We start from the raw sequence: 13735 nt of genomic DNA on the forward strand, positions 1-13735 counted from the left end.
AGCGCAAATGGCATTTTCATAGAAAAATACTATGTCACAAACCAACACCCTCGCCGCTGGCACCCGCCAGAACCAGCGCCAGCTTGAAGACCTGCTGCCCGACGCCTTTTCGGTGGAAGAACGGGATACCGGACAGTGGCTGGATTACCTGAACACCTTTGCCACCTGGCTGACCTTCTACACGCCTGACGGCGCCCGGGGTAACTGGCAGGCACTGCTTAATGAACCGGAAGGTCTGGAACAGTGGGTACGATGGCTGGAGCAGGAGCCGGGCGTCTCCGACGCGGTCAAACAGCGCACCGCCTCCCCCGACCGGGCGCTGCTGCTGGCTTTCCTGAAACTGCTGCGCCACCCCCGGGGCCAGTTCCGTCGTCTCACCGAGAAACACCTGTCGTACTACTACCGGCAGGTACTGGGCTTTTCCGAGCTGCCGGCGCTGGGCGATGAGGCGCATCTGGTACTGACTCTGGAAGACAGCGCTCCGGTACAGACCCTGCTCGCCGGCACCTTGTTTAACGCTGGCACCGACCCTGACGGTGACCTGCGTTTTTACCGGCTGGCCGACACCACCGGCATTAACCATGCCCGGGTCACCAGCCTTCGTACTCTCGGACTGGATACCGTGGATAACGATACCGGTTTCCTGCGCACCGAACTGGTCAATGAAGAACAGGGGCTGCTGTTCCCTGATGGCGGGGCGCTGACTTTCGGGGAATTTACCGGGTACGAGGAAGACCCGGAGCTGCGTCAGAGCCGCCCCGATATGGGGCTGTTGCTGACTTCGCCGCTGCTGTGGCTGTCAGAAGGCGAGCGCACCATCACCCTGACCTTTCACCGCAGCCCGGAAACCGGCGGGGATTTCCCTGACCCCATGGATGACCTGTTTGATATCGCCGTCAGCACCGCTGAAGGTCCGGTCACACTGTTACCACAACAGGTTTCAATAGAAAACGAGGGCAGCCATGCCTCCTTTACGTTGACCCTCGATGCCCTGTTCCCGTCACTGGAACAGGTACCCGAGCCGGTTTCCAATAAGGTGACCGCGCCGTTTGTGCAGCTGACCCTTAAGGCTGACAGCGACACCCGTCGTTTTCCCCGCTACCAGTTACTGAAAGAGGTGGCATTGCAGAAGGTCGAACTGTCGGTAGAGGTTTCCGGGCTGAGACAGGTATTGATCCGCAACGACCTCGCCCCCCTTGATCCCGGCGGCCCCATGGAACTGTTTGGCTCCCGGCCCAGGGTGGGCTCCAACTTTCAGTTCAGCCATCCGGAGCTTGCCATTAAGCCGCTGACGTCTGTTGAGGTCAGCATTGACTGGTCAAACAAACCCGACAGCATCGGGGATTATTACCACGCCTACCGCAAATACCTGGAGACCCAGGGACAACCCGGCGCTTCCGAGTGGCCACTGCACAAGGTCAGCGTTGGCTCGCCCTGGAGTGGTGACAGCCTGACCATGACCGACCTGTTTGGTAATGACTCTGCCTCCACCATCAGCCGGGTTTATGTTAATGACAGCGATAATACTCCCACGGCTGCCTCTTACGATGTGTATCCCGAGGGGTTAGCGTGGACACTGTACCGGAACCTCCCTCTGCAAAGCCCCGAACCCCGGGAGTGGCCCTTCTGGTATCAGGTCACGCTGGACAACAGTGACTTCGGTCACAGCCTTTACAACAATGTACTGACCTGGGCATCGACGGAAAACAGTAAAAATCTGGTGCGTTACCAGCAGGGTCTGCCCTCCACCGGAGCCGCCGACCAGTACCACGATGACCTGAAGGACTACGCCGCCCGCAAAGCGGCCTATGAACATTATCAGGAGGATCTGAGCGAGTGGGAGGCGTCAGACCAGCAGTCGCCGGAACCCGAAGAAGTTGCCCCTCCCGGTTCTGAGCCGGTTGAACCGGTGCCGTCCTACACACCGTATGAAGTGAACCAGCCCCTGGTGCCCCTGGCCGACCGGCTTGGCATTAACTACAAAGCCCGCACCGAGCTTACCGTCAGCAATGCCAAAGGTGATGATGACCGGCTGCTGATGCACCTGCACCCGGTGGGAACCCAGGTGCTCGCCAGCAGCGAGAAGCTGCGAACATCCGGTGAACAGGCGTTTATCCCGTCCCTGGACAAGTCCGGCTATCTCTATATCGGGCTGGGCAACACGCCGGACAACGGCACCCTCTCCCTGCTGTTTGACGTGGCCGCTGTGGACAGCCCGGAAGGCTTGTCCGGTGCCACTGTGCGCTGGGATTACCTGACTGAAGCGGGCTGGACCAAGTTCAGCACCGATCGCCAGCAGGAGGGCAACCTGCGCGCCATGGTGCTGGCCGATGGCACCAACGGGCTGATCAACACCGGCATTATCCGTTTCCAGCTGATCAGCGACATGCGTCGTCAGGGGGCGTTTGCCGGGGATAACCAGCTCTGGCTGCGGGGTTCGCTGGAAGGCGTGACCGGCAATGTGCAGAGCATCTGGTCACGGCTCAACGGCATTTATACTCAGGCGGCGTCCGTCGTATTCAGCGACGACGATGGCATTACCGGTCAGGCCCGGACGCCCCGGCATCTGCCGGAGCCCCTGCCACCGGAAACCATTACTGCCCTGAATACAAATAATCCAGCTATTGCCAGCGTGTCCCAGCCCCTGCCCTCCTTTGGCGGACGGGCGCCGGAAGCCTCGGTGTATTTTAACAACCGGGTCAGCGAACGTCTGCGTCACCGGGGGCGAGCCATCACCACCTGGGATTATGAACGACTGGTGCTGCAACAGTTCCCGGAACTGTTTATGGCACGTTGTGTCCGGGGTGAAGTGCAGGGCGATGTGGTGATGCAGGTCATTCCCAACACCACCGACCCCACCCTGCTCAAACCCAGGGCGCCGCTGTTCCTGCAAAACAATATCCGGGATTTTCTGCAACCGCTGATGCCGCCCCAGGCTCAGGTCAGGGTCAGTTCCCCGCGCTTTCAGGAAGTACGTTTCGGCGTCGCGATCAACATTCGTGAGGGTTATGACCAGGGCATCACCATTCAGACCTTAAACGACGAACTGGTCACGCATCTGAGTCCATGGACCAACAGCGACAGCGCCGAGATCAGGAACAGTATTTCACTGACGTCTATTGCCCGATTTGTTGCCAGCCGCCCCTATATCAGCCGGGTGCTGAAAATATCGGCAGAACGGCAGGAGTGGGACGACACCGCCGGGGCGCTGGTGTTCCGCGCGGTACCGGAGACGGTGATCACCCCGGATGACAAGCTGGGTAACCCTCAGGAAGTCATCCTTGTTCCTGCCCGGCGGCATACCATTAATGTCCTGCCCGCCGGTGTGGTGATCTTTGAGGGCATCGGGCGCATGGAAGTGGAGCTGGACTTTGAAGTGGCTGACTGATCATCAATTACCTGTGGAAACCCCATGAGCAACCTCATCATTCCCAACCAGCCCCCCGAAGAAACGTCCCAGGACTTTTTTGCCCTGCGGGACGAAGCCGTGGCAACGTTGCAGCAGCTGGCGGGTGACACCTGGACCGACCATAACTTACACGACCCGGGCATTACCCTGCTCGAAGCCCTGTGCTTTGTGATGACCGACCTTGGCTACCGCCTCGACTTTCCCGTTGAGGACCTGGTCGCGAAAGCCTCCGGGGAGGAACCCGACGCCTTTCCCCAGCCCCGGGACATGCTGCCCTGCCAGCCGGTGACTGAAAGCGACTATCGACGTCTGATTCTGGATATCCCCGGCGTGCGCAACGCCCTGGTGGCACAGAGCGCTCCGGGACTGTGGGCTATTCAGGTGATTCCTGACGCCAACCTCGACCAGTCCGGTTCTTATGCACTGGCGGAACAGGTGCGGGAGGTGTTTCTGACCTGCCGTAATCTGGGGGAAGACCTTGACCAGCTGAGCGTCACCGATACGTACGACACTGTGCTGCAAATGCACCTCGATCTGGAAGACAGTGCCGACCCGGTCGAAACCCTGGCGCAGATTTACAGTGAGCTGGCGAACCTGATCGCACCTCAGGTGCGCTTTCACGACCTCGACACCCTTGAGCGCGCCGGGCATCACCGGGAAACCCTGCAGACTGGCCCATGGCTGAACCGGGGCTATCTGCCCGACAGTGAACTGGAACGCCCGGCACTGGTGGAGCGGGTGTTTGTGTCGGACCTTATGACCCGCGTGCTGAACCATCCGGGTGTCCGTGAACTCAATGCGTTGCAGATCGCTACCATTGACACAGAAACCAGCCCCCCGGATGTCGGCAATTTTGAAAGCTGGGTCTACACCCCTGAGGAGTCTGAGGGAGAGAAGGAGGCGCCGGTTCTGAATATTGAACACACGCTGGATTACCTGACGGCGAGCAAAAACGGTATTCCCATCAATATTCCCCGGGACCGGCTGATGGCCCGTTACCACGCCCTGCGTTTCCAGCAGGACTCCCCCGGACGGGAACCCCCCTGGCAGAATCCCGGCCGTTACCGTCATCCGGGTGAATACCTGAGCCTGCAGCAGGAATTACCGTCCATGTATGGTGTCGGCACTCTGGGGCTGGCACCGGGCGAGAGCGCCCAAAGGGTCAGCGAAGTACGACAGTTACAGGGTTTTTTACTGCTGTTTGACCAGGTGCTGGGCAACCAGTTTGCGCAGATGGAACAGGCGCGGGTGCTGCTGGGGCAGCCCGGTCAGGACTGGCTGGAGCCTTTGGGCGAACTGCTGGAAAACATGCTTAACAGCGCCAGCCTCAGCGAGGCACAGTTCAGCCTGTTCTGGCAGACGCTGGAGCTGATTCCCCATTCTCATGTGGCGCAACCCGTGGATACCATCGACCCGCTGACCGGCCGGGGTCGACAGTTGCAGGAACTGCCTGCCCTGCTGGGTGAACATCAGAACGATTATCAGTCTCCGCCTTTGCAGGCACTGACCGAGGCACCGTTCAGCCGGGAACAGTTGCAGCGCCTGATCCGCGCCGGTAATCATCTGCTGGCGCGGAGTCATGAACAGCTGCCCGACGCTGCCCAGCTCCGTTACGAAGAAATATTCCGCCATTACGCTCCCGACCTGCTGCGGAATCGCCACGCCCTGCCGGGACTGGACGCCGACGAACTGACCCAGCGTATGGCGCTGCTCAAGGAAGCGGTGGACCGCGCCCTGTTCCTGCGGGATGTGGTGATCGGGAGCGAACGGGCCCGGGGCATACACTACACCCATCGCAGCATCTGGGGCAGTGGCAACCTGTCCGGCCTGAAGCAGCGCCTCTACAGACGACTGGGGCTGGCTACGCTGGCCAGTACGGTGCTGTCAACCAGTAACACCGAAGGGTTTCATCTGGTAGAAGACACTCTGCTGCGGCACGGCATTTCCGACAATACAAACCCATTGTCGGTTAATACGGTGTATCTGGTGGTGCCGGTGTGGCCTTCCCGTCTGGCAGACGACGATTTTCGCCAGCTGTTCCGGCAGACCATTGAACAGGAACTGCCGGTTCATCTTCACCCTCACTGGCTCTGGCTGGATCGCAAGGCCATGGCGGACTTTGAAAAAGTGTACAACGCCTGGCGTAACGCCATGACCCGTCTGCCCGGTGCCTACAGCCCGGAGCCGGACGAGGAAAAACAGTACCGCACCGAACTGGCGCAGACGCTTTCTGCCAGCCTGCGCACCTTTATTCTCAGTGACGGCAGTGCGGATATTTCCCAGTGGTCCCTCGACCCGGTGGCGATCAACGCTGATGAAGCAAGGATTGGCCAGTGGGCGATTGGCTACGAACCGGTTGAACCCCTCAGGTACAACCCCGACAGCGACGACCCGGACCATGGCCTGATTGGCAAGACCCGGGTCAGTTCAGGTGACAACCCTCTGGTTGTCCAGATCGGTCCTGCGCATTCCACCCGGGATGCCTGATCGCCCCTGTAGCCGTTGACGTCTCTCATTCGACATTCACCTCCATGACTTAAGGACAGGTATTTTTATATGGCCAAGGTAACCAAAGACGATCTGAAAGCCCGGTTTTCTAATAACGAAATTCCGGACCAGGACGATTTTGCCAGCCTGATTGACTCCGGCCTGAATCAGCTGGACGACAATATCCATGTGGACAACCAGAAGCTGGGTGTCGGCACCAATGCTCCTGAAGCAAAACTGCATGTCGACGGCAATACCCGTATCGACAGCACCACCGACCTGCACGGCGATGTGGTGGTACACGACAGCAACCTGACCGTTGACAACACCCTGACGGCGGGGAATGTGTCGGCCACATCCGGCACCATTAACACCCTGAACGCCACCACGGTGACCGCTTCCGGCGCTGCCAGCTCTGACAGTCTGAGCGTCAGCAAAGGGATTGATGCCGGGTCGGCCACCCTCAGTAATCATCTGGTGATTGGCGACAAGGTACACGTCAACAGCTCTGAAACCGGAAAAGCCCTGCTCGACCTGAATCCACAGTCCGGCGATCGCCCATCCCTGAGTGTCACCGGGCATATGCTTCTGGACGAGAGTGGTCGTCTGGCGCTGGGGGTTGCGTCGCCGGACGCGGCACTGCATGTGCAGTGGAGCCAGGGGGGCAATGCCCTGCGGGTAGATGATGAAGTGAACGACATCACCCCCATGATCATCGACGACTCCGGTCGTACCGGTATTGGCACCGCCAACCCACAGGCACAGCTGCATATCGAGGCAGCACAGGATGAGGAAGCCCTGCGTATTGCCCAGGAGTCCGGGCAGGCATGGCTGACCGCTAAAGAGTCCGGCGTGGTGATCAAGCCACCGGTCACTGCCGAGTCCTCTCTGGTGGTCAGCAACGGACTGGAAGTGGATACCGCCTCGCCCATGACTAATGCCATGAAAATCAAGGGCAAGGGACAGGTTGACAATCATCTGCACGTAGGGCCGAACCCGCTGTCTGACGTGATGTTCAGTGTCTCGGGCAAAACCCGCCTGGCCGGGGAAGCCACCATTGATGGCAGTACGACGCTCGGCAGCACCCTGACCGTTGACGGACAGGTTACGGCGGGAGACAAGCTTGTGGTGGAAGGCGAAGCGGATATGACCGCCGGTGCCAAAGTCGCCTCGGGTTTACAGGTAACCAGCGGCGATGCCCGGATTGCCGAACGCCTTGCCGTTGCTGGTGAGCCGGATAGTGATACTGAACTGACGGTACACGGCCAGGCCCGGGTATACGGTACCTTGCAAACCGATTATAAAGCGACGTTGAAGAAGGGGCTGGAGGTTCAGACCGATAAAACCTACCTCATGGCTGGGTTGGAAGTGGGGGAAGTACCTGACAATGACAGTGTCACACCAGCGGGAGCAACCGTTTACGGTGCCACTGCCCTGAACAGTACCCTGAATGTCACCGACAAGGCGACGCTGGACAACGGGCTGGAGGTCACCGGCGATACGACGCTGAAAGACGGTCTGACCGTGGGTGGAACAGAGGACGGTGAAGCAGCTGATGCCACCGTACACGGCAAGCTGGTCGTCTCTGATAAGACGACGCTGGGCAACGAACTGGAGGTCACCGGCAATACAACGTTGAAAGATGACCTGACCGTAGGCGGAAGCGCTGCTGGTGAAGCCGCCGACGCCACGATATACGGACAGCTGGACGTTAAAGACGCCAGCAGCCTGAACAGCACCCTGAGTGTTACCGGCAAGGCGACGCTGGGTAATGAACTGGAAGTGACCGGCAATACAACGTTGAAAGACGACCTGACCGTAGGCGGAAGCGCTGCTGGTGAAGCCGCCGACGCCACGATATACGGACAGCTGGACGTTAAAGACGCCAGCAGCCTGAACAGCACTCTGGATGTTACCGGCAAGGCGACGCTGGGTAATGAACTGGAAGTGACCGGCAATACAACGTTGAAAGACGACCTGACCGTAGGTGGAAGCGGTGAGGGCGAAGCGGCCGACGCTACAGTATACGGACAGCTGGACGTTAAAGACGCCAGCAGCCTGAACAGCACCCTGAGTGTTACCGGCAAGGCGACGCTGGGTAATGAACTGGAAGTGACCGGCAATACAACGTTGAAAGATGACCTGACCGTAGGCGGAAGCGCTGCTGGTGAAGCCGCCGACGCCACGATATACGGACAGCTGGACGTTAAAGACGCCAGCAGCCTGAACAGCACCCTGAGTGTTACCGGCAAGGCGACGCTGGATAATGAACTGGAAGTGACCGGCAACACAACGTTGAAAGACGACCTGACCGTGGGCGGAAGCGCTGCTGGTGAAGCCGCCGACGCCACGATATACGGACAGCTGGACGTTAAAGACGCCAGCAGCCTGAACAGCACTCTGGATGTTACCGGCAAGGCGACGCTGGGCAACGAACTGGAGGTCACCGGCAATACAACGTTGAAAGATGACCTGACCGTAGGCGGAAGCGCTGCTGGTGAAGCCGCCGACGCCACGATATACGGACAGCTGGACGTTAAAGACGCCAGCAGCCTGAACAGCACTCTGGATGTTACCGGCAAGGCGACGCTGGGTAATGAACTGGAAGTGGCTGGCAATACAACGTTGAAAGACGACCTGACCGTGGGTGGAACTGGTGAAGGCGAAGCCGCTGACGCCACCATAAACGGAAAATTAAATGTTAAGGGTGCGACCACTCTTAGTGACAGCGCCACCGTGCTGAACGGCCTTACCGTTGCCAGTGGTCATACCGAGCTGACAGAAACCCTTGATGTTGTCGGGGATACCCATATCCAGTCAGACCTGACCGTGGGTGAAGCGCCTGCCGACAACACCGTTACACCTGCCGGAGCTACTGTGTTTGGTGCCACCGCACTGCACAGTACTCTGGATGTCACAGACCTGACGACACTGAATAACGGTTTGCAGGTCAACACTGGTAAGGCCGACCTGACAGCAGGTCTGGTGGTGACCGGCGACAGCGTGATGAACGACAATGCTCAGGTGAATGGTGTACTGGCGGTGGGGACGACGGCAGAGGCGGATAAGGCGCTGTCTGTACTTGGCGACACTTCGATCAATGGCCATATCAATATCAGCAAAAGCGCAACCATTGCCGAAAGCGCTACGGTTCACAAAGGACTGACCGTTACTGGCGACCTGGTCAACGACGATGCGATTCACGCCCAGGGACACATCAAGGTAGACGACAACGCCGTGATTGATGGCACCGTGACCATCGGCCAGCAGGCGGTGATTGAAAACACCGACAACAGTGATCTGGCGCTGGAGGTCAAAGGGGCAAGCCAGCTTACCGGCGCTACCGATGTCACCGGCGACCTGAGCGTCAGCGAAACCCTGTGGGTGAACAAAACCCTGACCGTCCAGAACACCGAAGACGACGCCACGGCGGTGGACGTTACCGGCGATGTCAACATTACCGGTGAAGTCAGTGTGACCGGCTCGGAAATTCTTTCCGGCACCCTCGCCATCAACAACAGCGGCGACAATGACACCGCCCTGACCGTCAGTGGCAATGCCAGCGTCAGCGGTGACGCCTCTGTCAGTGGCACCCTGGCCGTGCAGAACAGTGGTGAGGATGAGATCACCCTGGCGGTGGACGGAGACACACAGGTTTCCGGTACTCTCTCTGTTAACAACACCAGCGGCGACGAGCAGGCGATTGTGATCAGTGGTGCATCGCAACTGCAAGGTACTGTTGACGCACAGGACACATTAAGCCTGTCGGTACCGGCTGATAAAGCCGACCAGACTGCCCTGGTGGTCAACGGTGCCTCTGACTTTAAAAAACAGGTGACGCTTGACGACAGCCTGACCGTCACCGGTAGCACACAGATTACCGGCAAGACAGACATCGCCGGCAATACCGATATCATAGGTGCCTTGTCGTCCGATTCTGCGACAGTCAATGATCATGTTGTGATTGGTGGCGAGGCGCAGGAAGGCACTGCTGCCCTGACCCTTCATGGGGACGCCCATATCCGGGGCGATACCCGCATCACCGCCGACCTGACCGTTAACGACGCAGCCCATATAAAAGGGCATGGACAGTTTGACGAAGGTCTGGAAATCCGAGTGTCTGACACCACTGAAGACCTGCTGGCCCTGGATATCGAAGGCGACAGCGTGATGGATGGCGATCTGGAAGTGAAGAAAATCGCCAGGGTGGGTGGCTATCTGGACGTGAATGGCGGCGCTGAGATTGAGGACAACCTGCGTGCCGGTTCCCTGAATGTCTCCGGTGCTGCCGGGCTGGACAGCAGCCTGAACGTGGCGGGAACCAGTACTCTCTCCGGCGTTGTGGTGAATCAGGACGCTGACTTTAATAAAGACCTGACCATAAACAACGGTGGTCTTCTTACGGTCACTGGTAACAGCCAGATAAACGGCAATGAGCAGGTGGATGGCAGCCTGTCCATTGCGGGTGATGCCATAGCGGACAAACAGCTGAGCGTGACCGGCGATAGCCAGATAAGCGGTGTGCTGTCCGTGGGTGGCGACGCGCTGGCGGACAAAGCCCTTACGGTCACCGGCGACACACACCTTGAAGGCAAGCTGCACACTAAGAAAGAGCTGACCGTTGAGGGCTGGTTGCAGGCGTTAAATGACGTGACGGTGCGCGGTGTGTTGCGGGTACCGGAAGACGATATCGTGGCCTCCCAGGACCTGACCGTTAAAAAGAATGCCGATGTGGAAGGCCGGGTGACAGCGTCACGCCTGACAGCCAGCCCTTCAGACAACGATCCCGACGATGCAGTGCTGCTGGAAGTAAACGGCAGAAGCCATCTGAAAGACAATGTTCAGCTGGATGGCGACCTGACACTGAACGGGATTCTGAAAACCGATCAGGGCATGGTCATCGACCCTGACGACGACACGGCTCCCGCGCTTCAGGTCAAAGGCAATATGGAGGTCACTGGTAACCAGACCATTGGAGGCGACGCGACTCTGACCGGTTTTGCCACCCTTGAGAACGGCATCAGCGTGGCACACATGGGAACCTTCCAGCAGGGGGTTGAAGTCAGCGACCATCTGGAAAACAAAGGCACCAGTCGTCTGGCCGGGGCGGTAACCGCTGAGGATACCCTGAGTGTTCAGAACGCCAGCGACAGCGAACACGCCCTGACCGTGACCGGCGACAGCCTGTTCGACGGCGACCTCACCCTGAACGGTACCCTGAACACCACCGCCGGACTGGAAATCAACCCGAGCAGTCAGGACGGCCCGGCACTGAATGTGCAGGGCGACCTGAAGGTCAAGGACACCCTGTTTGCCATGGGCGAATCGGAGTTCCGGGGGTCGGCAGAGTTTTTCTCCGTGGTGGATATGCTGGAGAATGCCACCTTCGCCAAAGACGCTTACGTTCAAAATAATCTGCAGGTCACCGGTACTTCCTACCTGATTGGCAGCGATGGCGACGATCCGGCCCTGACCGTTGAAGGCAGCAGTCATTTCAAAAATGATATGACCCTTGACGGGGTGTTGCGGACCACGCAAGGCATGGTAGTGGAGCCGGTCAGTCCCGGTGATATTGCCCTGAAAGTCAATGGCAAACTGCAGGTCAACGACCAGCTTCAGGCCAGTCAGCTTCAGGTTAACAATGCGCTGAACGCCATGGGCGAGGCAACCCTGTATGCCAGCGCCACCTTCCGGAGTGATATCAAGGCTGAACAGGATGTCGATATTTACGGCGAAAGTCGTTTGTATGCGCCGCTGACGGCCAACAGGACCCTGTCCGTCAAAAACACCGGTAACGCCTCTTATGCCCTGACCGTTGAAGGTCACAGCCACTTCAGGGACGACATCACTCTTGACGGCGCGCTGTATACCCAGGACGGACTGACCATTACCGGCAGCAATACCCTGAATGACGCTATGACAGTAGTGGGTAATAGCCGTATGAACGGGGAACTGGTGGTCACCCGCGATGTGACTGTAGAAGACAGCCTCACCGTCAGCGACGATGCCACGGTTGGACGGGATCTGACTGTTATAGGGGACAGCCACTTCACCAAGGGCATCACCGTCAACGCCGACCCGTTTAGTGGACAGGCTCTTGAAGCCAAAGGCAAGGTGGTTCTTGATGGAGAGACCACAATAACAAGACGTGCGACGTTTAATCAGGGGCTGGATATTCCCACCGGCACCCTGGTGTCTGATACCGTCGAGGTAAGCCGCAACGGGCTGTTCCGTGAGAATGTACAGGTGCTTGGCAGCCTGAACTTTGCCGATAACCACCAGGTCTCCGGCATCGACAATGATATCGATCTGGGCGGGGGCAGCAGCTCCCACCAGAGATTGCCTACCCAGAAAGCGGTCAAGGATTATGTGGACCTGCACTCCTCGCCCTTTGGCTTTGGCGGGCGCACTTACACGGTGCGGGATCAGGCCACCTTCGAACAGGTCTTTGGCAGCGGCTCGGACACCACCATCGCCCCTTACACCACCATTTTATTGATGCCACCGGCAGAGTCGAACCAGAACAATCCGGTCGTTATCGGCAATGACCCGGGGCTGGCCGCTCCCGGCGAATGGCCGGCGGTTAGCAGTTATGTGTTGAAAAACAGCGTCCGGCTCAGTTCCGGCGTCAGTATTATCGGCTTTAACACCAGAACAACCATTGTCGTTAAAGAGCAGGCCCGCCACGGGTTTATTCTGGAAGGTTCGTCTGCCTCGGACACGGTTTACGGCGTTCACTGTGAAGGCTGGACCTTTAACGGTGGTGCGCAGACCGGCGCGGTGGACGGTGGAGCCTTCCGTCTCGTTAACGTTGAAAACTGCGTGTTGAACTGCGCCATGATCGGCCACTACGTTACCGGTAATGGCGGTGCGGTGTCTGGCACCAATGCCCGGCGGATTCGTGCCGAACACATTCGAGCCTGTCGCAGCGACAACTACGGTGGCGGGGTGTTCGGCCTGCACGATTCCGTGATCCGGGTCGATGGCTGTGAGTCTGTACACGGTGGCGGAGCCGCCAGCTGTACCGAGAGCCATATCATTGCCATGAATTGCAGCGCCACCTTTGGCGGTGGTGTATTCCGGTGCGACATGTGTCGTGTGCATGCCCGGGACTGCGCTGCCAGCGAACGTGGTGGCGGTGCCTGTTTCTGCAACGATATGCTGTGTGAAGGTTACTGGACCGGCAACACCGGGCTGTCCGGCTACAAACACATTTTCGCCAACAACCACCAGAGCGGCGACAGCAAAGAGGAGCATTTCTGGCGGGGCGATTATGTAGGCACTCGCCTGACCTTCTCTCACAGCGAGTGGCGCAGCACCAACCTGTAATACCTCCTTTCCCCTCTTTATAAAACTCCGAGACCAACCATGGCCAAATACATCAAATGCGCCCGCAAAGGCGGGCTGGTGATGAGCGAGCGTCTGTTCGAGATGCCGCAATCCCTGGGCAATACCAACGTGTTCTGGGTACAGGTACAGGAACCGCCTGCGGGTGTTCATCCCAGCTGGCGACCTAACTGCCCGGAAGACCAGCTGACGTTTCTGGTGTACCAGAACCTGCCCGTCAGTAACGGTATGAACCCGGCGGTGGTGACTGAGAGCCAGGGGCAGTGGCAGCACTCCATCAGTGGCCTGTCTGCCCGGCAGTATCTTGAGGATATTCAGGAGCGGCAGCACGATATTGAAACCTTCCGCCTGATCAAAGAGTGGTGTACCAGCCAGCCGGAAGGGTGCGAAGAAGCCTTTCTGAACCTCGGGGTCAACAACAACACCGACTCCCGCTATCAGGCTTACCGGCAGGCGGTGGAAGAGATTAAAGCCATCCGCCAGAAGGCGTAA

Annotated in this window: 4 protein-coding genes; all 4 read left to right on the forward strand. The window is 58.6% G+C overall.

The annotated features are described in order from the left end of the window. Nucleotides 1-31 precede the first annotated feature (31 nt). The 4 genes from V5J35_RS00495 (at nt 32) to V5J35_RS00510 (ending at nt 13735) form a co-directional block, all read left to right on the forward strand. Nucleotides 32-3388, forward strand: coding sequence for a baseplate J/gp47 family protein (locus V5J35_RS00495; protein ID WP_354016226.1), 3357 nt, complete (start codon nt 32-34; stop codon nt 3386-3388). Nucleotides 3389-3412: 24 nt separating this feature from the next. After that, the gene (locus tag V5J35_RS00500; RefSeq protein WP_354011508.1) at nt 3413-5896 is read left to right on the forward strand and encodes a hypothetical protein; all 2484 of its coding nucleotides are present in this window, start codon (nt 3413-3415) and stop codon (nt 5894-5896) included. Between the two features lie 69 nt (nt 5897-5965). After that, the gene (locus V5J35_RS00505; RefSeq protein WP_354011509.1) at nt 5966-13225 is read left to right on the forward strand and encodes a beta strand repeat-containing protein; all 7260 of its coding nucleotides are present in this window, start codon (nt 5966-5968) and stop codon (nt 13223-13225) included. Nucleotides 13226-13264: 39 nt separating this feature from the next. Next, a complete protein-coding gene (locus V5J35_RS00510) occupies nt 13265-13735 on the forward strand; it encodes a hypothetical protein (RefSeq protein ID WP_354011510.1) in 471 nt (156 codons plus the stop codon).

Origin of the sequence: Endozoicomonas sp. NE40 (assembly GCF_040549045.1) — a bacterium.
Taxonomy (GTDB): domain Bacteria; phylum Pseudomonadota; class Gammaproteobacteria; order Pseudomonadales; family Endozoicomonadaceae; genus Endozoicomonas_A; species Endozoicomonas_A lisbonensis.

What these genes read in the sequence shown, in the direction of transcription:
- V5J35_RS00495 (WP_354016226.1), top strand. Translation starts at nt 32, where the DNA reads ATGTCACAAACCAACACCCTCGCCGCTGGCACCCGCCAGAACCAGCGC.
- V5J35_RS00500 (WP_354011508.1), top strand. Translation starts at nt 3,413, where the DNA reads ATGAGCAACCTCATCATTCCCAACCAGCCCCCCGAAGAAACGTCCCAG.
- V5J35_RS00505 (WP_354011509.1), top strand. Translation starts at nt 5,966, where the DNA reads ATGGCCAAGGTAACCAAAGACGATCTGAAAGCCCGGTTTTCTAATAAC.
- V5J35_RS00510 (WP_354011510.1), top strand. Translation starts at nt 13,265, where the DNA reads ATGGCCAAATACATCAAATGCGCCCGCAAAGGCGGGCTGGTGATGAGC.